The organism is Halorubrum sp. CSM-61 (assembly GCF_003781945.1).
Classification (GTDB): Archaea; Halobacteriota; Halobacteria; order Halobacteriales; family Haloferacaceae; genus Halorubrum.
The window spans coordinates 191,914-213,073 of sequence record NZ_RJJW01000007.1; the positions used below are offsets into that span (position 1 = coordinate 191,914).

A 21,160-nucleotide genomic window follows, 5' to 3' on the forward strand; every position below is an offset into this window, starting at 1 on the left:
CCTCGCATCTGTCGACGAAAAAGAATCGATCGTGGACTACTCAACCTCCGTCGAGTACCTCTAATCCTCTAGAGCCGTCCGCTCGCGTATCGGACAGGCAGTAGTTTGTTCTCCCCTGCCGAGAGTGAGGGATTTCCTATGACCGACAATCGTGACGGACAGTCTCCGAACCAGCACTCGGATAACTCCGTGCTCGCCGATGAGGAGTACGACCCCCTCGCGGAGTACAAACCGTACGCCGTCACTTCGCCGAGCTCGGATGGCGTTGCTCATCACGTGCATACGAGTCGCCGTCCGGACTGGAAGCCGGGGCAGCCGTGCCCGCACTGTGGGTCGAGACTGATCGTGTCCTCCTTCATCGAGACGGAAATTGCGCGGCATCGTGGCGGCAAAGTCACGCCGCTCGGCGGAGGTGACCGGCTCGGCGCCGTCGAGTATCAGTGCGCGGACTGCGAGACTGTCCTCTACAAGGACGCCGCGTTCGATCTCTGGACGACCCTCCACTTGGACTGACCGTCGAGACTACGATGCCTCCACCAAGGACTCACAGGTCCGTCCAGTACGGCCGTTTTTCGCACTCCACGGGAGATGTAAGCTCGAGTGAGACGCCCCACACCACCCTCGAGAACAGTCTACTCGCGTCTACCGATAATCACGACGACACCAACGATCACAATCCATCACACCTATGGCAGAATCCACACCCGAATCACCCAACGGTACCGACACCGACCCAAATGAAGAGCCCGACATCGACGTCGAGGCCGATACTGAGGTTGACGCCTCTGACACGGAGGCCGAAGCCCCCGACGCTGACGGGACGGAAGTCGAGAAAGCAGATGACGCAGAGACCGATAGTGACGGCAGCGATGAGGAGTCGCCGTCCGACACCCGCCCACCCCAGGCGTTCTCGGCGATCATCGCGGCTGACCGCCTCGACCAGACGATCACCACGCTTAGCGTCCTCGTCGACGAATCCCGTGTCCACCTGAACGATCTCGGCCTTCGCCTCGCCGCTGTCGATCCCGCGAACGTCGCGATGGACGAGACGAACATCACCGAAACCGCCTTCGAGTCTTACCAAGCCGATGGTGGCGTCCTCGGCGTCGACCTCACCAAGCTCGCCGACGTCGTCGGTATGGCTGATGACGACGACCTCATCCAGATGTCGCTCGACCCGGAGACCCGCAAGCTCCTCATTGAGTTCGGCGGTCTCGAGTACACGCTCGCACTCCTCGACCCCGACACGATCCGCCAAGAGCCCGACATCCCCGACCTCGACCTCCCAGCACGCGTCGTCCTCGAAGGTCGCGACATCGACCGTGCTGTTCGGGCCGCCGATATGGTCTCCGACCACGTCGAACTCATCGTCGATCCCGACGACGAGGCCTTCCGCGTCCACGCCGAAGGCGATACCGACGATGTCGACCTTGAACTCGGTCGCGACGACCTCATCGACCTCGAGGTCGGCGCTGCCGACTCGCTCTTCTCGCTGGACTACCTCAAGGATTTCAACAAGGCCATCCCGAAGGACGCCGAAGTCGAAATTCTCCTCGGCGAGGACTTCCCCGCGAAGTTCAACTACGAGTACGCCGACGGCGCCGCTACTGTCACTCAGATGCTCGCTCCCCGGATTCAAAGTGACTGATGTCTCCAGAATTTATGACGTCCGATTCGACTCCACCACTCGATCCTGAACTCGAAACGAGCGCCGAACAGACTGGCCTCGATGATTCCCAGCTCGTCGAGGGTGAAGCCATCGTCGACCTCAACATCCCCGACGACGTTGCCTACGATGTCGACGATCTCGGCAACGGCCGCCTCGCCATCCAGTACTGGGAAGCCGATCCCTGATCCCCGCTCTCGTACCGCCCGGCCCCGGCTGCACCCCTGAGGTTAAACGTCCGGGCAACGCACTTTTGATTGATTGCCTGTGAAACCCTCTGCTGCTGCCCCCGCTGGTCAGATCCTCGCGTACAGCTGCCCCCGTTGCGAGCACAAGGGGGTCTACTACTACACCGATCTCGCCCTCTACGACAACGACCGCGATCCTGGTGAGGACAGCATCCTCCCTGAGCACGCGCCCGCCGTCCCCGGCAGCGCGATCGACGCCGACGCCGATGCCATCGTCTGTCCGAACGAATCGTGTGGGCTCGTGCAGTTCCGCCATGTTGCGTTCGAACTCCTTCCCTCGACGGCTGTCCGCGCACGTCGCTCGACATCGGCGGACGACGAGACGAGCACGCTCGTTGAGGCTACTCCGTAGTCGGCCTCGGGAACACCTCACTACGCTCGTCGAAACACCGTCATCCACGGCTCTCTGAGGTCTCGCACGGCATTTCTCTCCCTCCACTGGAGGTGAAGGAAGTTATGACGAAGGAGTCACCACCGTCAGAGTCGGACGTGTCGCGTGCCGGCTCGAAGAGTCGCTCAAAGACGAACGCCGACGCGTCTGTCTCTCAGTATGTGGAGCTCGAAGCGGGGACACGCGCCTTCGATGGATCAGCCGGCGAACGCCCCTCGATCCACGATACTGTCGACTGGCTTGCCGAGAACGAGGCCACCGTCGGTGGAACCCTCGTGAACCACCGCGTGATGACTGGACGGTCAGCGCAGACTACGGATGTCCCTCTGCGCCCGGAGCTTTCCGAGGCGATCCGCAAGAAGGGCATCGATCAAGTCTACGACCATCAGGCGGAAGCGATTCGGCACGCTCGACTCCGCAAACACGTCACCCTCGCGACCCCGACCGGGTCGGGGAAATCACTCCCGTATTCGATTCTCGCCGCCGAGCGCGCCCTCGTCGACGACGGCCGCACTCTCTATATCGCACCGACGCGCGCTCTCATCAACAACCAAGCCGACGATCTCTACGACTTCCTCCAGAACGTCGACCCCCATCTTGACGCAGGGCGCTACACGGGCGGACTCTCTCGACACCAGAAACGTCGCGTCCGCGAGCGGCAACCGCACGTTCTCGCGATGACGCCTGATATGATCAACTACTCCATCCTCCCGTTCGCCCACAAACTCTGGGGCTGGTTCCTCTCCAACTTGGACCTGATCGTCATCGACGAACAGCATCAGTACCGTGGCGTCTTTGGTAGTCACGTCGGCGTCGTCCTTCGACGACTCCGTCGGGTCGCAAAAACCTTCGACGCTGACCCGACAATCGTCGCCTGCTCAGCCACCATCGACAACCCTCGCCAGCACACTGTCCAGCTGACTGGCGTCGACCCAGCCGACGTTCACGTCGTCGACCAGGACACAAGTGCTGGCGGCTCAACGCACTGGCTCTTCTGGCAACCACCCCGCGGCCAGCAGGGGCAAGCTCGATCGACACACCGGACAACTGCACGTCTCGCAGCGGCGCTCGTCGAACGCGGTCTCCAGACTATCGTCTTCACGCGAAGCCGACAAGCGGCCGAACAGTACGCTCAGGTCACCGCTCGCCGCCTCCAGCGTGACGGTTATCCCAGCCTCGCCGACGACGTGGCCGCGTATCAGGCCGCACTCTCGGACGAGCGGCGAGAAGAACTTGAAGCCGGGCTGCATTCCGGCGACATCCGCGTCGTCTGGAGCACGAACGCCCTCGAGGTCGGGATCAACATCGGGAACCTCGACGCCGTCCTCGTCGACGGCTATCCGGGAACACGGATGGAACTCTTCCAGCAAGCCGGCCGTGCCGGCCGGGGGACCGACCCGAGCATTGTCGGCCTCGTCGGCGGCGCAGATCCGCTCGACCAATACGCACTCGACCATCCGGACGATCTCCTTGACGGCAGCGTCGAATCCGTCGAATGCAACCCCCAGAACCCACGTGTCCTTACCGAACACCTTCCGGCAGCCGCCGCCGAAGCCCCCCTTACCACCGACGACAACACTTGGTTTGGCGATGATCTCCCGAAGTACGTCTCAGCACTTACCGACGCCGGCGTCCTCGACCGCTCGCTCACCTCGACAGATATCACGTGGACGTACGTCCCCAACGGGGGACCGCCGCCGAGCCAGCACGTTTCCCTCCGGTCGATCAACTCGCGCTCGCTCCGTATCGTTGTGACACCGGACAACCAGTCCTCCCCGGACATTCCCGCGAGTAACGAGCTCGACGTCCTCGGTGAACTTCCACTCGCCTCCGGCCTTCGCGATGCCCACCCCGGCGCGATCTACTTCCATCAAGGCCAGCGGTACCGCGTCATCGACGTCGATCTCGATCCGGAAACCCCGCCGGGAGCATCCGGCTCCGCCTCGCCAATCGCGTGGGTCGAGCCTACAAACGCGACCTACACGACCAGCGCGGTCACAGACCGCACGCTCACGCTCCAAGACGCCGACGAGACACGCGGCCTTCCCGGCACAGCCGACCCCAAGGTCGCGACTGATGGCGGTGCCGCGAGCGCCGACACAGCACCCCCCGCCGTCCAGCTCACCGAGTTGACCGTCAGCGAAACCGTCGTCAGCTACTACACCCACCAGTCCGGGAGCTTGAATGGACCTGTTCCGATCGAGACCGACCTTCCGGAAACCGAACTCTCCACGGATGGTCTCGTCATCACCATCCCGCCCGCCATTCGGGATGCCTTCACCGAGGAGCATCCCAACGCCGATGACCCTGACGCGCCATCGCCGTCCTTCGAGGGGAGCCTCTACGCCCTCACGAACGCACTGCTGGGCGTCCTTCCAGCAACCGTCCTCTGCGACCGCAGCGATATGCGCGGGCTCGCAATCTCGCGTCTCGACACAACCGGTCACCCTACGATTGTCCTCTACGACGACCATCCTGGTGGTGTCGGCCTCGCTCGTAGCGTCTTCCAGCACCTCGAGGATGCCCTCGAATTCGCACAGACCCGTGTTGCCGACTGCGAATGTGATGAGGGATGCCCGGCCTGTATCCATCACCCTCACGACGCCTCGAGCAACCAGACGCTCAACAAGGTCGGCGCGCGCCTCCTTGCGGAACTCCTCCTCGATGATACGCAGGCAGCCTGACCATTACATCGTCCTCTTCGCGACACCCTCCCATGGACTAAAGTCAGAGAACTGTATATGTTCTGGCGAGTTGACTGCTCATGGCGAGCGATCTCCCCGCCCCACCGACCGAGTCAGGCGTCTATCCCGAGGACCGTATGAAGGTCTCACGATGGCTGACCTGGAAGGAAGCCGACGACGGCCGCAAGATTCCCCGTGCACCCTATCACAACTCGAATCAGCCAGATCGGTACGTCTCCGCGCAGGACCCAACCATCTGGACGGACTTCGAGACCGCAGCAGAGTGGGCGGATAAACTTCCCCATCACCAACCTGCGTACGTCATTCCCGACCGCAACGACTTCGAGACCGACCTCGTCGTCATCGACTACGACGACGCCCGCGACCCCGACACGGGTGAAATCCATCCCCTCGTCCACGATCATCTTGCTGACGCCGAATCCTACGCCGATGTCTCTCCGTCTGGAACCGGCGTTCACATCCTCTGCCGCGGTCAGCTCCCCGAGCGCGTCAAGACCATCTCTGACGACCTCTCCGAACACCAGGCCTTTCCCGAGGCGTCGATCGAGGTCTATGAATCCGCGCGTTTCATCACGATGACCGGCAGACACATCGCCGGTACACCCACCGAGACGCGCGACTGCCGAGCCTTCCTCGATGGGCTCGTCGAGGACTATGCGACTGTCTCTGCAGCAACCCCCGATGAAGTCGCCTTTGAACCGGATACCACTCGCGAGGACATCGAAGACGTCGAGACCACGAGCGACATTCAGGACGTCTTCGACGCTATCCAGCACGTCCGACCGAGAGACATCAGCCTCCGCTCGACTGTCACTGAGGAGCGCGCTGACGGTACGCAGTCACTGGATCCATCCTGGGCGAACTCTTCGTCTGGCACGCGCCTCGCCCAACTCGATGAAGGCTGGGTGTACCGTGATGGTCTCATCGGCCTCGACGCTCTCCAAGTCGTCGCCCTTGAGGAAGGCATCATCACCGACGAACGAGATTATCCCTCTGGGGAGGACTTCTGGGAGGCCGTCGACGAGCTTCGTGCTCGCGGCGCGCACATCCCCGAGTACGAGGAGGACAAGTCGGAGGCCGCCCCATCGGCAAGCGACTGGTCGCCTGCTCCCGACTCTGCCCCCGACTACACCCCTGACCGCGACGCCGACGCCCAGGCGACGGGCAGTTCATCACCGTCCGACCCGGGGTCATCCCACAGCAGCGGTCGGACGCGTGGCCGCGATTCTCCCCGACGCGGCGAGGGTGCAGAATCACTCTACAAGGCAGAAATCGACCGCCTTGAAGCCGAACTCGAAGCTCGAGAGGAGCGGATAGACGAACTCGAAGCCGAACTCGATGAGCGAACAAAGAAACTTCGGCGTATCCACGTCCGGAACTCCCAACTCGAAGACGCCCTCAAGAACGACGCCGAAGTCCAAGTCCATGCCCTCGACACTGACACGCTCGTCGACATCTTGGATGAACAAACGCTCGTCGCGATCGTTGAATATGTCGCCGACACCCACGCTGACGACGATGGCAATCTCGAGCACTCCACAGCCGACGACTCAGGTGGACGTCTCGCTCGTCTCAAGTCCTTGCTTCGCTCGGACTCCTCGTCCTCAACTTCCCGCTGAGCACCTGGTGATTTTCACTCTGTACCAGGGGTGTACACCCTATCCTAAAGCCATATCCACCGTCTTACCTCTCGGTTCCTGTTTTTCACCCCCGACGTGAGGTGGCGGGAGTCATCACCGATCCCTCTCCGTCCCTCACTATGACCGAGAACGATTCATCCACTCCCGATAGCAGCCGGATTCGGACTCGCAAGATACCCGACTCGGAGCGTACGACTGGACCATCCGAGACCACTGACGCCGCCGTCGCTGCTAGGACCGCTACGTGTCCCGAGTGCGACGGAGATCTTCACGTCGACCACGTTCATGGAGAAACCCGGTGTGCTGACTGTGGACTCGTCGTCACGGAGAATGCTATCGACCGCGGCCCCGACTGGCAGGCCTTCTCTGCGGACGAACGCGAACAGAAGTCCCACACAGGGAGCCCACTCACGCCAACCCAGCACGACTTTGGCCTCAGCACCGAGATCGACTGGCGCAACAAGGATGCCCACGGGAACACCATCTCCTCACAACGGCGAGCGCAGCTGACCCGACTTCGCACGTGGCAACAACGGTCCCGGACCGGGAACTCGAAGGAACGCGGCCTCAAGGCGATGCTTTCAGAAATCCAGCGTATGGCCGCCGCTCTCGATCTCCCCGACGATGACTACGACATCGCCGCCGTCATCTGCCGCCGGGCCAGTAATCAGGACCTCCTCCCCGGTCGGAGTTATGAAGGCGTCGCGACTGCAGCCGTCTACGCCGCAATCCGGCAAGCTGGCCTTCCACACGATCTCGAAGCCCTCACGCAGGTCAGTCGAATCGACGATAAAATCCGCATCAAGCGCACCTACCGGTATCTCGTCCGTGAACTCGAGCTCGAAGTCCCGCCGCCCGATCCACGGGACTATCTCTCTCGCCTCTGTTCGGAACTCGATCTCAGCCAGGAGACCAAGCGGTTTACGACGGAACTCCTCAAGGACGTTATGGAGGCAGGCATCCACTCCGGGAAGCATCCCGTCGGGATGGCCGCTGCGGCCCTCTACGTCGCCACGCACCACTCAGATTTGCCTTCCAGTGACTCATGTACGCAATCCGAACTTGCGGAGGCCGCGAACGTGAGTGTGGTTACGATCCGCAACCGCTACCACGACATCCAGGAAACCTGTCACCCGATGGTCAAAATCTAGCCTGTCTCTCGAATGCGCCGTTCACACCTCCAGCAAAGACCGGCAAGCCTAGGCAGCCTCTCTTCCCTGTCGGCACCTTAGAGTTACTCCACACGGCTGTTGATGCCCTGTTTTGCCCCCGGAGCCACTGCGTTCTGACTCCAATGCCGATCATCAACATGTCGTGCCCACCAGTAGCAGATTCTACTACACTGACATCTATTGGCCTATGGATCTATATATGGTATTTATTTGGTTACAACCACGGCATTTGATTATGGGTCTCGAAGACTTCCACCCGGATGACGTTCTTGAATATGCTGATAAGCTGCAGGATGAGCCAGTAGAGAGCACTGTGTATCCCGGAGTCTATGTCCTCTATGATGGCATATCCGGAGAACCATTGTACGTAGGGGAAACCAAGAACGTGTATCAGCGATTATATGATCACCACTGCCGATTGAAGCAAGAGAGCAAAACTGTCCGAGAACTCGTTGAAGACGATTCAAAGTTGGAACGTGAGACGGAACAGGGGCGAATGTGGGAGTGGACCGAGTGGAGTTGGGTCAATATTGAAGAGGACAAGACTAAGCGTCAAAATGTCGAGCGAGTCGTTGAGAACAGGCTCAAACCTAGGTACCCGTCTGATTAGAGAATACGATCTAGACAGTAGTGTTGCGCCCGTAGACCATGATCTGGTCATCTGCTGGTTTGTCCTGCGCTACTGGCAGCAGACGCGCAGACACTCTCGTCGCTCCTTGCCTCCGAGAACGGCGAATACGGTCCTGCGAACCGACAGAGCCGACCCTTAATCTCCACTATGCCATTCACGAGTCCCCCGACCCCCGCGCTTGAGACGGGCACCTATCCGGCAGACTGTCGTGACCACGACCAGTGGTTGACTTGGAAGCCAACCGACAACGACCGAAAGGTCCCACGAGCGCCCTACGCTCATCCGGACTGGCCCAAGCGGTATGTCGATGCTCAGAACCCCGCGGTCTGGACGGACTTCGACACCGTCCAAGACTGGGTCGAGAAGCTCTCAGCCGGCTTCGCGCTTGCGTACGTCATCCGCAACCGTGACGGGTACCCCGACGAAGACTTCGTCGTCGTCGACTACGACGATGCTCGTGATCCGGGAACTGGCTATATCCACCCTGTCGTCCACGAGCACTTGCAGACTGCAGATTCGTACGCCGATGTCTCCCCCTCTGGAACAGGCGTCCACATCCTCTGCCGCGGTCAGCTCCCCGATGACGTCACAACTGTTGCCGACGATCTTCCCACCCACGACACCTTTCCGGACGCCTCTATCGAAGTCTACGACTCCGCCCGCTTCGTCGCGATGTCCGGCCAACATCTCGTCGGGACGCCCACCGAAACGCAGCCGGCGCAGGCGTTCATCGACGACGTCGTCGACGCGTTCACGACCCCGCAGCCCCAGGGGGATACCTCATTTGAGGTCTCAGAGCCGCCCACGGACACGTTGCCTGAGGCCCCCTCGTCGTCTCCATCTCAACGGTCACCGCCAACATCCACGACCAACATCGAAGACGTCTACCGGGCGGTCGAGACGACGCGACCGTCCGAAATCCGCCTCGACTCGCCAATTACGGAAACTCGTAGTGACGGCACGAAATCACGGAACCCCTGTTGGACGAACTCGGACTCCGGGACCCGCCTCGCCGAAATGGATGACGGGTGGATCTATCGGGACGGACTCATAGTTCTCGACGCCCTCCAGATCGTCGCCCTCGAGGAAGACATCATCACGACCGACGGTGAGTATCCATCCGGGAAGGACTTCTGGGAGGCCGTCGACGAACTCCGCGCTCGTGGCGCGGACATCCCCGAGTACGAAGCCGACCCCGACCACGAGGAGGCGTCCGACCATCCTGCCCCCTCCTCCCCATCCCCGACATCCGACCGGTCGCTGCGGGACCTCCACCGCGAACTCAGAGAGAAAACCATCGAGCGAAACCAACACAGAGACGAACTCGTAACTCTTCGTCGAGAACTTGCCGCTCGAATCCGTGACGTCCGCTCGTGACTCGGCGGCCCCCGTGTGTGACTCCGAGAGCGAACCCGACGACAAGAATTTTCCATCATTCCGTCGGATTTCTCTCCGGCCATTACAGGTGACCCGCGAGATAACTCAGTATGACCAACACCAGACCACGGGCCTTCACAGTACTGACAGAGCACCCACTCCCACTCGACGAAAACGAGGTCGCGGCGTTCGCCGAAAACCATCCCCAGCTTGACCCGGACATCCACGCCGATGCACTCCACGAGGACTACATCACTCTGCTCGCGAAAACTTCCGAATGGCGTGTCTTCACCATCGATCTCTACGGCTTTGATGGTCGCATCTACCTCTGGCACGGTTCTCTCGGCGAAGGCCTCGCCGTCCCAACGGACGAGTGGAGAGCAGGGAACCTCGCTGAAGCCTTCACTCTCTACCGGCAGGCCATCGCCGACAACGTCAGTCGTGACGACCTTCCCAGCACGCCCGATGACGACGCTGAGTGCCCCTACTGCGGGGGTGAAATCTCATCCTCGTCGAGGCCAGCAGGTTCGGTTGACCAACGCTGTACGAGCTGCGGCGAGCATCGAAGCATCGGGTGACTGGCTTGCCATCTTGACTACAAAACACCGAACCGCCTACTGACTAATCTCGACGCTTCCCTCCGGTTTTCTTTCCCCCCACGAGAGGTGAGGGGTATTCAAAAATGTACTATAGAGTCCGATTTCCCGACGTCGGCGCAGGCGCGACGCGGCTTGCGTGCTTTATCGAAGGCGAGAGCGAAGCCGCGGTCCGCGAGCTGGCAGCCGACCACCCGCACTTCCGAGGCTGGGACGCTTCAAAGGGAAGTGTCCGGAAGACGAACCTCGCGAACCGGAAGTCACTCGAGAACCGAATTATGGACGTCACCAACCCGAACGCGGCCGTCCTCGAAGACGGCACCGTGCTTCGTCGGTCTCTGGAGCGCGACGAGGTCGTCGAGCACCACCCCGAACGGACGTAGGCGCTCCACGACCGACCGAACCCCCACCGCCCCGCCCCCTGCACAGCACCGCACGACGTAGGCAGTTTTCTTCCCCCCGATCGGGTGGCAGAGGGCGGTGCAAACGCCCGTCCACACACAGGCGGGCAGCCACCACCCCACGCAGACCCTAATCCAGGAGGTCATCCATGATGTCAGCTGAAACTCACCCCAGCTCAGAGCACCGCGAGACGCCACGGAGCGACCGTGACTTCGCAGTCGACGAGAGCATCGACGTCCGATCACTCATCGCGAAGGAGCAGACACTACCCTTCCTCGGGCTCACCCCCGCGGACGCGACAACAGCCGACTATCCGGACGGTATCGAGCCCACTGGTCGCCGCTTTCTCAACACGGACGCAAACGAGTCCCGCTCCCTGAAGGTCGTCATCAAGGCGCTCCCGCAGGCCAGCAGCGGAGAACTCCACGCGGTCAACGAATTCGTTGATCCAGCGGACGAGACGGTCGACCCCGAAGAGATTCGTGATGTCGACGGCCTCAACGCTGACCTCCTCGAAGCTGCGACCGGCCAGTCCATCGAGGAGCTCGCCGCGAACGCGCCAAGTGACCGTCTCCTTGACGTCACCGATCACCAGGACATTATCGACCGCCGTCGCCTCGCCCTCGCAGCACTCGGCTACCCCGTCAAGTTCCGCTGGCAGATCGCGACCTCCACGTACTCGATCGTCAACCCCGAGGAGGCCTACCTCCCACTGATGGGGGCGCTCCAGAAACACGGCGCTGACGAGGCGTTCGGATGGGCGGATATGCGGGACTGGGGTGGCGTCGCGAAACTCACCGTCATCGTCCCGGGCTTCCGCCGCGAACTCGATATGAGCCAGTCGGATGGCTCGACGAAGGCCGCTATTCGCGAACACGATGCGCTTGCCGATGTCGACCCCGCGATGAGCGATGGTAGCGACGAGGACGACGAGACGGCGACCGTGACGGTCTACGGCGGCATCCAGACCGGATACGACTTCCGTGGCTCCCAGACGATGTGGGCGAAGCCCCTCCTCTTCTTCCCGGGGTCGGGCACGGTTATGTACGGTGTCGGTCAGCGGTACTCGCGGAGACACGTCGGCGATGTCACGAACGCTGCGCACGAACGCGCTCACGACCGCGTCCCCATTATGGAGTGGTGGGGAAACATCTACGACGATCTCGACGAGCGAACGACCACCGTTGACGATGTCCTCGTTCGCGCCCGCTCGGTTGCGATCGACTTCAAGAAACTCCCTTTCGATCTCGACGACTTCTACGTCTATCTCGGTATCCCCAGCACGTACGCCGAGAGCGCGAGTACTCGAGCTGCGCGCATCGCGATGCCTGACTCCTGTCCCACACTCTGGAATCTCCAGTTGTCGCTCCTCGTCGCCCTCGGTGAATTCGAGGGCGCCCGAGCCTCCGACACCTTCCAGGCTTACAATGAGGTTGCCCGCGACATTCTATTTTCACCCGGCAAATCCATCCAGCTTGCCGTCCGCGAGCATGACCTGCAGGCCGATGACGACGAACCGAGCATTGCGCCCGACCAGCAGACGCTCAGTGATGCTCTCGGTGAGGCATTCGCTATTCCCGGCGTCGAAGTCGCCTCTGAGCGCGACCTCTCAGATACTGACGCCCAGCGCGTCCAGAACACCATCCAAGAATCGCTCGATTCGTGACATCTACGAGATCACGCTTGTTCTCCGTAATAAATAAAACCGCCCTCCGAGTTCGATATCTGTATTTGATTTGGTCGCGTTATCTTCCTCTACAATGTCTTATGGCTCAATATTATTTATAGGATTAGATTATTGGCTGATCTACAAGAGGTATCCGAAATAATGAGGTCTCGAAGGCGACGAGGGCGGCGGATATCACAGAGGAGAGATCTTGATGTACTATCCTCGGGCGCAGTCGAGAGGTGAAAGGCACAAACCCTTATATGGGGTAGGGAGAAAATCAACCATATGGTAACCATCAGTGAGGAAATCGACGTTAGCAATATTCCGCGAAATGATGTTGAGAACGTTAGCTACTCCGCTGAGAAGAATTGGCTATATGTTCGCCTATCGGGAAATGAATACTATTTTGTGACAGTTAATGGGGAGAGAATCACTGAGGGGGAAAGTATAGACCAGAAGGCATTGGATTCGTCGGAAGCAAACGACAGATTAGATCAGCTCATCTCGGACGCAGACGATGACTGATGTCAGTTGATATCATAGTAGAGATTACTCAATACTGGGAGGCTATCATAGCCGCCTTTGCTCTCTTAGTCTCAATAATTTCCCTTCGAAGAGATAAGCGGTCTCGTCAAATGGATATGCTACACGATGTTTTTCGGAAAATTGGCGAACTGAACACACAGCTACTCAACTACAATCCAAATGATAAGGACGAAGAACAGCAGAATCAAGATGGAATGATACTACTTCAAGAGAAGTTCAAAGAATTTGATTATCTGTGTTATCTAATGAACCGAAAGAAAGTAAAAGAGCGCGATGTCTATGAACTGGGAGGTTCAGATTTAAAAGACTTCTACGAAAGATATGGCAATCATATGGATAATGATAAATATTCAGATATAGAGCCCGTCGTTACCCGGTGGGAGACTCATCCACCGACTTCTAAATGGAACCGTTTTGTGATATGGTGGAAGAAGACGATGCCCTCTCTGCGTAGAGGTTTGTCTGATAATGGGAACGACGAGGGGGAATCGGAGTCGAGCGACGATGGAGAATCCTCGGAGGGAGAGGTAAAGAAGGCCGAAACCTAAACGTGGAGCTGATTTCTGAAAAGTTCTGGGCAACTTACGTCCCACTACGCTCGCATCCCCCTGTCTGACCGTGTACTTAACCGCTTACCTTCCCACCTACACTCTGCCATCATTCGATTGCATTTGTTCGAATCCATGACTCATTCAAAAGGGACCTCACAGAACACATCCTCGTCAAATACGCTAATCTGTGGAAATACGATGAAGACACCCACGATAACGGTATAGTAAATTGATGCTCCACTGTCTCGAAGCTAACCTGAACGATCGTCGCATCGGCTAGCATACCACGACACTTTAGACAGAATCTACGATGACGTGAGAATCGAGGTGGTGATGGTGGCATCTGTTGGGGAAAACCTCATTGGTAAGCTCGACTCTCTGATTAAGTAGATACGCCCTTAGTTCGAGAATTCGAAGCGTTTGCCGTCTACCTCTGTCTACAGAAGACTATCGCCGTTTTCAGGAACTGTAAGAGGGTGTCCAGGATAGCCTCGACTAACCAGCGCGCCAACTGCGACCACCATCCTGTTACGGGCTCACAGTCGAACGTTTTTCCCGCACCTCAGTCCGTGAACGCGATTGACCAGTTATGTCACAAGTAGCCCCACAGTCCATGAGTACCGACGACCAGCAACGGTTCCTCAGCCACCTCGCTGCCGGCCTCATCAAAGAAACCGGCGGAGATCTCCCAATCGAGACACTTCACCTCCGCGCCAGCGATTATCTCGACCTCAAGGGCGACACCGTCACGCAGCTCGCCGAGGAGGGGGCTAGCAACGGGATCTACACGCTCGACCGCGACAGCGACGGCGGTCAGCGTATCACGAGCGTTTCCCCAGAAGGCGACTGCCCGACCGAACTCGCCGCACACGTCGACGCTCTCACTGCCTCTGCCGACAGTATTGATTTCACCATCCTGGACGGTGTCGGCGAGAGCGTCGAGCAGAACCTCATCGACGCGGGGTACACCACGTTCGGGGAACTGCACCGTGCAGACCCTGAGGAACTCACGGACATCCCGACGCTTACGGGGAGTAAAGCTCAACTCATCGTCCAGCAGGCCGGCCAGCACGTCCAAGCCGAGACAAAGATCGCCGAGGACGCCCTCGCTCGCTACCGTGAACGCCTCGGGGACGACACCTCGGGCTCGGCGACCGTCTACTCCATCACTGACGTCGAACAGGATGTCGGCGACCCGCTTGCCATCGTCGACTCCTCGATGCCAGTCGAAGAGGGAACCTTCTACGGGCTCCCTATTCTCGAGGACAACGACCACCCGCATATCGTCCGAAAGCGCGATATGCCCACGCGGGCCGGTGAGGTAATCGCGCCGAAGACGACGACGATGGAGGATGTCCAGCTCGACACGCTTGAAGCGACCGCGATGAAGCTCGCTCGCGGCAACCGCGGTCTCCGACTGGTCGGCCCCCACGGCGCCGGGAAGAACTACCTCCTCAAATACCTCCACTACAAAACAAATCGCGTCCTCGTGTGTGTCGACGCCGACGCCTCGATGCTCGCCCAGGACCTCCTCGGTATCTCTACGGTCAACGAGGACCGCATCGTCGTCTTCCGCGACGGCATTCTCACGAAAGCGATGAAGCACGGCTACACGATCGTCATCAACGAGGTGAACGCCGCGCCGGCGGGTGTGATGATGGCACTCCAGAAGGTTCTCAATCAGAACGTCCTCACCGTCAAGGAATCCGGCGAGAAGATCATCCCGCACCCGGCCGCTCGGATTGTCGTCACGATGAACCCACCAACACGCGAATACCGAGGAAGCGAACCGATGAACGCCGCGACTCGTGACCGCTTCCAAACCATCTTCTTCGACTATATGGACCCCCAGGACGAGATCGACTTTCTCGATCAAAAGTACAACACAAGTCGCCAGCGTATCGACCGAGACAGCCTCCATCGGATGGTCGAGTTCGCGAACGCCACCCGTGACAACGAAACCTGGCCGACGCTCTCCACCCGGAAGCTCGAAGATGCCATCGACTGGTACGATATGGGGGCGAGCGTTCGCGGTGCCCTCAAACACGTCGTGAAGGCGAGCGCCGAACCCCACCAGAACCCCGACGATACCTACGACAAACTCGAAGACACCTGACTCCCCGGCCTGCCGTCGCCAGCAAGGGTTTCTCTCGCGCGATGGCACGTAGCCGCGTCCAACCGTCTTCATCAGAGGTGATTCCAGTTATGCCATCACTCACAGCCGCGTCGAGCGGCGCCGACACCGCACGGTCCGTTCTCCCCGACCGTCCAGCGCAAGCCCGCCGCTCCCAACAGCGAACCCGACGGTTGACCGAGTACATCCAGGCTCACACCGGCGAAAACATCGAAGTCGTCCTCACATCACACGTCCAGACTGCGTGCGTTCTCCCGGCAGACGCCGATCGCCTAATCGACGCCGATGCGACCGACTTCGACCAGCAGGCCGCCCAGCAGCTCGTCGAGGCCGTCGACGGCGACTACCTCGTTCTCATCTCCACCAATCCGGCGAATCTCGATAACCTCCCACTCGACGACCAGCTCACGGCCGACCGCGCCCAGCAGTTCGGCCTCTCACTACACGAACTCGGCCACATCCGTTACACGAACATCTCGGTCGTCGCCGATCATCTCAACGAGCGCGTCGACGAGGAGTACCAGGAGTTCGTCCACGGCCTCATCAACTACGCCGAGGACGCCGCGATCGAACACCAACTCCGAGCGGCACAAAGTCAGCTCGCCGCCGACCGCCTCGAACTCGTCAACCGAAGTCTCACTCAGATAACGAGCGATCTCCCCGACACCGCTACCATAACCTTCACCTACCGGGACGCGATCCAGTCCTACCTCTACGACCACGGCATCTACGACTCTGAGAAGAGCGACGCCCTCCTCGACCCGGACGACCCCCGGCTCACCTTCCAGTCCCAGGATGACGCGGCGGCCTTCGCGCAGACACAGGACGCGCTCGATGACCTCCTCGCGACCGTCCTCAGTGAACCCGACTCCGTGAAGCGTGGGGATGCCGTGCTCGACTGCTGGGAACAGACTATTAAGCCGCTCCTCAACCAGATGGACGAGGACAACCACCAGCAGGGTCGAGAAGACGAAGACACCGCCGCAACGGGTGGCAGTAGTCCGAACACGCCCCTTTCGCCCTCTCAATCCGACTCGTCGACGTCCGACGAGTGCGAGCAGCACGAGTCGTTCGAACCGTCCGCTGACCCCGACACGGACGCAGAGGCACCCGATGAGTCGCCGGAGGATGCACCCAGTAAGGACGGCGCCGCAGACGCCGACCCGATTGACGTCTCGGAGTCGCCAACCAGCGACAGTCCGGAGACGTCCGGAGACACTCCTAACGGCGAGCAGGGTGAGTCGCCCGCTGACGGCGACCCTTCGGAGGCATCGAGTGACGACGCTTCCGCGGAGCCGCCGGCGGACTTCGACCCAGAGAACGTCTCCCTCGAGCAGACTCAGGACGGGCACTCCACAGACGTCCTCGCCTACCCGGACATCGGGACGGCAGACACCGCTGACGAGCTCGCTACCGACGACGCCGAGTCCACTGATGTCGACGTCGGAGCTGCGTCTGAAACCGCGTCCGATGTGGAGTCCGATGCCGAGCCTAATCCCCAAGCCGAGTCGATGGTCACCTCCCCTGACGAGGGCGAGAGCGACGATCCGTCGGACGAGCCGGGGACGGGTGCTGGTGGTGCAGACTCCGTGGACGGAGAACGTGACAGTGGTGTTGGAGCGTCCGGCGGCGACGATCTTGAGTCCACGTCCGACGAGGTCGGAGAGCCGGCGGCCGAAGAGAGCGGCATCGAGGAGCAGGGAGACGGAGAGGCCACCGAGGGCGCCGCAGACAGTAGCGGAGCATCCGATGCGTCGAGTGCCCCGTCGAACGGGCAGGCGTCGCTTTCGGACTTCCTCGGCGGTGACCGCGCCGAGCGCGACAGCGGTGAGGCCGCGAGTACCGCCGAGGAGGCGACCCCAGATGGCTCAGATACCTCAGATACGTCCGACACTACCGGTGGAGACACGGATGGCGCAGGAGCGCCCGACGACCACGCTGACGGCGTTCCATTTGGAGACGATGGAGTGGCCGGAGACGCGGCTGGCGGCACGGACGGCGGCGACACAGACGCCACGGAGAACGAAAGCACCGGCACGGCAAGTGAGGATGAAGCGGACATCGACTCAGACACGCTCGACGACCCCACCGATGACGGCACTGTGCAAGACGGCGAGATGGACAACACCGGCAAGCTGGCCGAGGAAGCCGCAGCGCCGCTCGCCGAGCCAGCGTACGATGATTCCCTCGACGAACGAGCCGACGCGCTCAGCACGGACCACGACGCCGCTCACGAGGAAGCTGACCGCGTCACTCCCGATCAGGACGCGCTCGAACGCGACCTCGAAGAAACCGTAGCCGCCCTCGAAGATCTCGCGAACGACGGCGACACCGACGAAAGCCCCGACACAACGACCGCACGGCGACGTGGCGGCGCCGGCGCAGAAAAGGGGAGTCTCGACTCGCTCTCGATCCTCCCACAGATCGGTGAGCAGGCACCTCCCGCGAGGTGGCAAGCCGCGACCGCGGGTGCAGACGCCGTCGGTGGCACCCTCCGGATGGCGCTCCGAGAGAGTCGCCGCGACCAGACCCGCAGCGGTGTCACCAGCGGGAGCTTCGACCGGCGCCGCGCTGGCGCCCTCGCCCGCGGCGACGTCGACGCCTTCAGCGTCCGCCAGCAGGGCGACGAGAAACAGTACGACCTCGTCCTCGTCCTCGACCGCTCCAGCTCGATGAGCAATCTCATCGACACTGCCGAAGACGCTGTTGCACGGTTCGCCCTCGCCTGTGAGGACCTCGGCATCAACGTCGCCATTATGGACTTCGTCCACGGGGACGCCCGCCTCATCAAACCATTCAGCGTCGAAACCGATCACGTCCAAGCGAGTCTGATGAGCGGCGAGACGGCTGGCGGGACACCTCTCACTGATGCTCTCGGACTCGCCCGCCGCCTCCTTGACCAGCGCCGCGACTCCCCCCTCGTCATCATCATCACAGATGGTAAACCCGGCTCCGCAGACGACTACCAGCAGGAGCTCCAGCAGACGTACGCGCCTGTTTGCGGACTCACGCTCGCTCTCGACACTCCCCACGGACAATCTCCGGAGCGAGCGAAGGATGTCGAGCAGTTCTACGACCGCCACCTCTACGTCCACGACGCTATCGACCTCGACCGCCGCCTCGACCAGTTCGCCGTGATGTTTGACGGGCTGTGAGCTACCCCTGCTACTTGCTCGCTGACGCTCGCTCTTTGGGGCAGGGACTTCCTGTTTCAAGGACGCGCTTTGCAGGCACAACTACAGTGTCCGCAGGAAGCGCAGTCTTCACAGGCGTTAATTCGGAGTATTCAACTCCTAGGTTGTCTTCCACGACGCAATCGAGTTTGGTCAGGACGACGTGACTGTGAGAGTTGGCCGTACAAGAGACGGCTTCTACGTTGAGGACACTGGACCTGGTATTCCTGAAAATGAACGTGACGATGTATTAGATAGCGGGTACACGACGAAACGAGAGGGAACCGGATTTGGACTCGCGATTGTCAAGCGGATCGTTGAGGTCCACGGCTGGGAGATCTATGTGACCGAAGGCAGTGACGGCGGTGCACGGTTCGAAATTATCGGTGTCGCCCAATCCTAAGCGCCACCAACGCCTTCATCGTCATCATCTCGCGAGAGAAGGAAGCCGACCCCACCACCTATTACCGCACCTATCGGTCCGCCAGCAGCGAACCCCATTGCAGCGCCACCACCAGTCCCAATGGCCTGGCGCTGGCCCTGTGTCATTTTTTCGTGCATCCCCAGGCTGACTGTCCCCGTGCCGTCGCACTTCGGACAGTCCCCAAAGCCTGTTTGCGGATCGGTCGTTGCGCCACTCCCGTTACAGGAGGGGCACTTCTTCGTCTCGCCCATGCACCATGATGGTCGTCAGAACGGCAAAGTTGTTCCGGTTACTCAACCCGCTCAAAATACATGTGCCCGTTGTTCTCACGGCCTGGCCCGGTGTAGTAGAGGCCTTCGAGTGTCTCTGTGTCCCCCTCGTCGCGGTACTCGAGAGAGGCGGTGCCGAAGTGCATGTCCAGGCCCTCGACCAGCGTGGAGCCCTCGTTCTCGTACTGGTAACTGATGCTCGGCCACTTTCCCTCCTCGGTCAGCATGGTCGCACCGTTACTGTCCGAGCGCGACTGTGTGGTCCTGAAGTGGACGTTGATCTTACGCCACGTCTGGTCGATGTCGAGCCACGCCTTCAGTTTCTGGCCGTCCTCGCTGGGATTGTCGTCGGAATGGAGCGCCTCATCGTCGATGTCTCCCTCATACGACGTGACGATCCAGCCCTCCCACTCCCCGTTGAGGTTCGGAACACGAGTGATGCCCAGCGCTCGCGCAGGCCAGGTCTTCCAGAACCACCCTACATGGGCTTTCCAGACGACGGCGAAGGCGAGACCCCACGAGACAACGAATCCAGCCGCAAACGGAAGAACAGTCGAAAGCTCCGAGGTCATAAGCTCGACGAGGATCGTGAGCCCGTATGCGAGCAGTGCCAGGACGCCGTAGACCTTCGGGCGGAGGTCGTTGTCCGTGGAGTACGTGTGCATGGCTTACCAATTGTCCCAAAGGTTGATCATCGCGTCGACGTACTGGTCCGCGTACCGGGTGTTCCACTCGGCAGGTCCCGAGCCGAATATGTCGGTGATGCCGTTCTGGCAGGTCCAGTCGCTGTAGTTGGTCTCGTTCAGGTAGCGGATAATCTTCAACACCCGATCCTGCTTGTCGTACGTGTAGCGCCCATCCGGGACGTTGTACAGCAGATTCTCGATGAAGTACGACGGGACGTTCTCCTTGTCCAGCGTGTTGTTGTCGACGAGGTAGTTTCGGGCTCGCTTGAAGATCCGGACGGTCTCCTTGAAGCGGTTGTTCGTGCTCGACTGCTTGGTGCTCCCCTTGTCGATGTGCTGCTTCGGGTAGTTGACGATCTTCGTATTGCTGAGGTCGAAGAACGCGATCCCCGAGTGGTAGCCGTTCGGGTAGTGATAGTAGTCCCGGTGGTTCGCGCAGACGAGCACGTCGGCGTTGAAATTGCTCGTGTCGACCTCGATGGCCTTCCCGACCGGGTCGATAGCCGCGGAGCCGAATCGGGACTCCAGCACGTCGACGACATCGGTGCGGAACTCGTTCCAGCTGTAGTCCGGGTCGCCGGAGGTTCGTCGCCATCTGTCTCGCTCGTCTGGACTGAGCGCAGATACATCGGCATAGTACATGTCCGTGAGCTGGACAACGATGTCCACGTCGCTGCTCGCCCGCACGATGGTGTAGTTCGCGTAGGAGCCCTGCAGATACGTGTCAAAATCTGGGTCGGCGAGCGTATCACTCGACTGTAGCTCGTTCTGAATTCGGTTCTGAGTGCGTTTCGCCGATTCGATGGGGCCGTTATCGTATTGGGACCACGATTCGAGCGTCCCTGGGTCGATAGCCATAGGTCGGGTATGGTATCTTCCC

Annotated in this window: 18 protein-coding genes; 16 read left to right on the top strand and 2 right to left on the bottom strand. The window is 60.4% G+C overall.

Annotated elements, in window-relative coordinates; genetic code table 11:
* Nucleotides 1-138 precede the first annotated feature (138 nt).
* The 16 genes from EDM04_RS13630 (at nucleotide 139) to EDM04_RS13715 (ending at nucleotide 19,304) form a co-directional block, all read left to right on the top strand.
* The gene (locus EDM04_RS13630) at nucleotides 139-513 is read left to right on the top strand and encodes a hypothetical protein (protein ID WP_123623011.1); all 375 of its coding nucleotides are present in this window, start codon (nucleotides 139-141) and stop codon (nucleotides 511-513) included.
* A 403-nt stretch (nucleotides 514-916) separates the two neighbouring features.
* The gene (locus EDM04_RS13635) at nucleotides 917-1,648 is read left to right on the top strand and encodes a DNA polymerase sliding clamp (protein ID WP_241154927.1); all 732 of its coding nucleotides are present in this window, start codon (nucleotides 917-919) and stop codon (nucleotides 1,646-1,648) included.
* 14 nt (nucleotides 1,649-1,662) lie between these two features.
* Nucleotides 1,663-1,854 (top strand): hypothetical protein, encoded by a 192-nt coding sequence (locus tag EDM04_RS13640; RefSeq protein ID WP_123538957.1) that lies wholly within the window; start codon nucleotides 1,663-1,665, stop codon nucleotides 1,852-1,854.
* Nucleotides 1,855-1,927: 73 nt separating this feature from the next.
* Nucleotides 1,928-2,266 carry a hypothetical protein gene (locus EDM04_RS13645; RefSeq protein WP_123623015.1) on the top strand — a complete coding sequence of 113 codons (339 nt, stop codon included), beginning with the start codon at nucleotides 1,928-1,930 and terminating at the stop codon, nucleotides 2,264-2,266.
* 104 nt (nucleotides 2,267-2,370) lie between these two features.
* Nucleotides 2,371-4,989, top strand: a complete 2,619-nt coding sequence (locus EDM04_RS13650; protein WP_123623018.1) for a DEAD/DEAH box helicase — start codon at nucleotides 2,371-2,373, stop codon at nucleotides 4,987-4,989.
* 80 nt (nucleotides 4,990-5,069) lie between these two features.
* Complete coding sequence (locus tag EDM04_RS13655; RefSeq protein WP_123623020.1) at nucleotides 5,070-6,629, top strand: hypothetical protein; 1,560 nt, start codon at nucleotides 5,070-5,072, stop codon at nucleotides 6,627-6,629.
* Nucleotides 6,630-6,769: 140 nt separating this feature from the next.
* Nucleotides 6,770-7,801, top strand: coding sequence for a transcription initiation factor IIB family protein (locus tag EDM04_RS13660; RefSeq protein ID WP_123623023.1), 1,032 nt, complete (start codon nucleotides 6,770-6,772; stop codon nucleotides 7,799-7,801).
* Between the two features lie 256 nt (nucleotides 7,802-8,057).
* Nucleotides 8,058-8,432, top strand: coding sequence for a GIY-YIG nuclease family protein (locus EDM04_RS13665; RefSeq protein ID WP_164471138.1), 375 nt, complete (start codon nucleotides 8,058-8,060; stop codon nucleotides 8,430-8,432).
* A 168-nt stretch (nucleotides 8,433-8,600) separates the two neighbouring features.
* Entirely contained in the window at nucleotides 8,601-9,830 is a 1,230-nt protein-coding gene (locus EDM04_RS13670; RefSeq protein WP_123623027.1) for a hypothetical protein, read from the top strand.
* A gap of 110 nt (nucleotides 9,831-9,940) precedes the next feature.
* A complete protein-coding gene (locus tag EDM04_RS13675) occupies nucleotides 9,941-10,408 on the top strand; it encodes a hypothetical protein (RefSeq protein ID WP_123623029.1) in 468 nt (155 codons plus the stop codon).
* Nucleotides 10,409-10,979: 571 nt separating this feature from the next.
* Nucleotides 10,980-12,494 (top strand): hypothetical protein, encoded by a 1,515-nt coding sequence (locus EDM04_RS13685; RefSeq protein WP_241154924.1) that lies wholly within the window; start codon nucleotides 10,980-10,982, stop codon nucleotides 12,492-12,494.
* Nucleotides 12,495-12,782: 288 nt separating this feature from the next.
* The gene (locus EDM04_RS13690) at nucleotides 12,783-13,022 is read left to right on the top strand and encodes a hypothetical protein (protein ID WP_123623032.1); all 240 of its coding nucleotides are present in this window, start codon (nucleotides 12,783-12,785) and stop codon (nucleotides 13,020-13,022) included.
* Nucleotides 13,022-13,591, top strand: a complete 570-nt coding sequence (locus EDM04_RS13695; RefSeq protein ID WP_123623034.1) for a hypothetical protein — start codon at nucleotides 13,022-13,024, stop codon at nucleotides 13,589-13,591. The genes EDM04_RS13690 and EDM04_RS13695 overlap by 1 nt, the downstream gene beginning before the upstream one ends.
* Before the next feature lie 616 nt (nucleotides 13,592-14,207).
* Nucleotides 14,208-15,710: a helix-hairpin-helix domain-containing protein gene (locus EDM04_RS13700; RefSeq protein WP_206424469.1), complete on the top strand. Its 1,503-nt coding sequence runs from the start codon at nucleotides 14,208-14,210 to the stop codon at nucleotides 15,708-15,710.
* 191 nt (nucleotides 15,711-15,901) lie between these two features.
* Nucleotides 15,902-18,883, top strand: a complete 2,982-nt coding sequence (locus tag EDM04_RS13705; protein ID WP_164471139.1) for a VWA domain-containing protein — start codon at nucleotides 15,902-15,904, stop codon at nucleotides 18,881-18,883.
* 160 nt (nucleotides 18,884-19,043) lie between these two features.
* Nucleotides 19,044-19,304, top strand: coding sequence for an ATP-binding protein (locus tag EDM04_RS13715; protein ID WP_123623097.1), 261 nt, complete (start codon nucleotides 19,044-19,046; stop codon nucleotides 19,302-19,304).
* A 310-nt stretch (nucleotides 19,305-19,614) separates the two neighbouring features.
* Here EDM04_RS13715 and EDM04_RS13720 read toward each other — a convergent pair whose 3' ends face one another.
* The gene (locus tag EDM04_RS13720; RefSeq protein ID WP_123538945.1) at nucleotides 19,615-20,259 is read right to left on the bottom strand and encodes a hypothetical protein; all 645 of its coding nucleotides are present in this window, start codon (nucleotides 20,257-20,259) and stop codon (nucleotides 19,615-19,617) included.
* A 3-nt stretch (nucleotides 20,260-20,262) separates the two neighbouring features.
* Nucleotides 20,263-21,138, bottom strand: coding sequence for a nucleotidyltransferase (locus EDM04_RS13725; protein ID WP_123623040.1), 876 nt, complete (start codon nucleotides 21,136-21,138; stop codon nucleotides 20,263-20,265).
* Nucleotides 21,139-21,160: the final 22 nt, after the last annotated feature.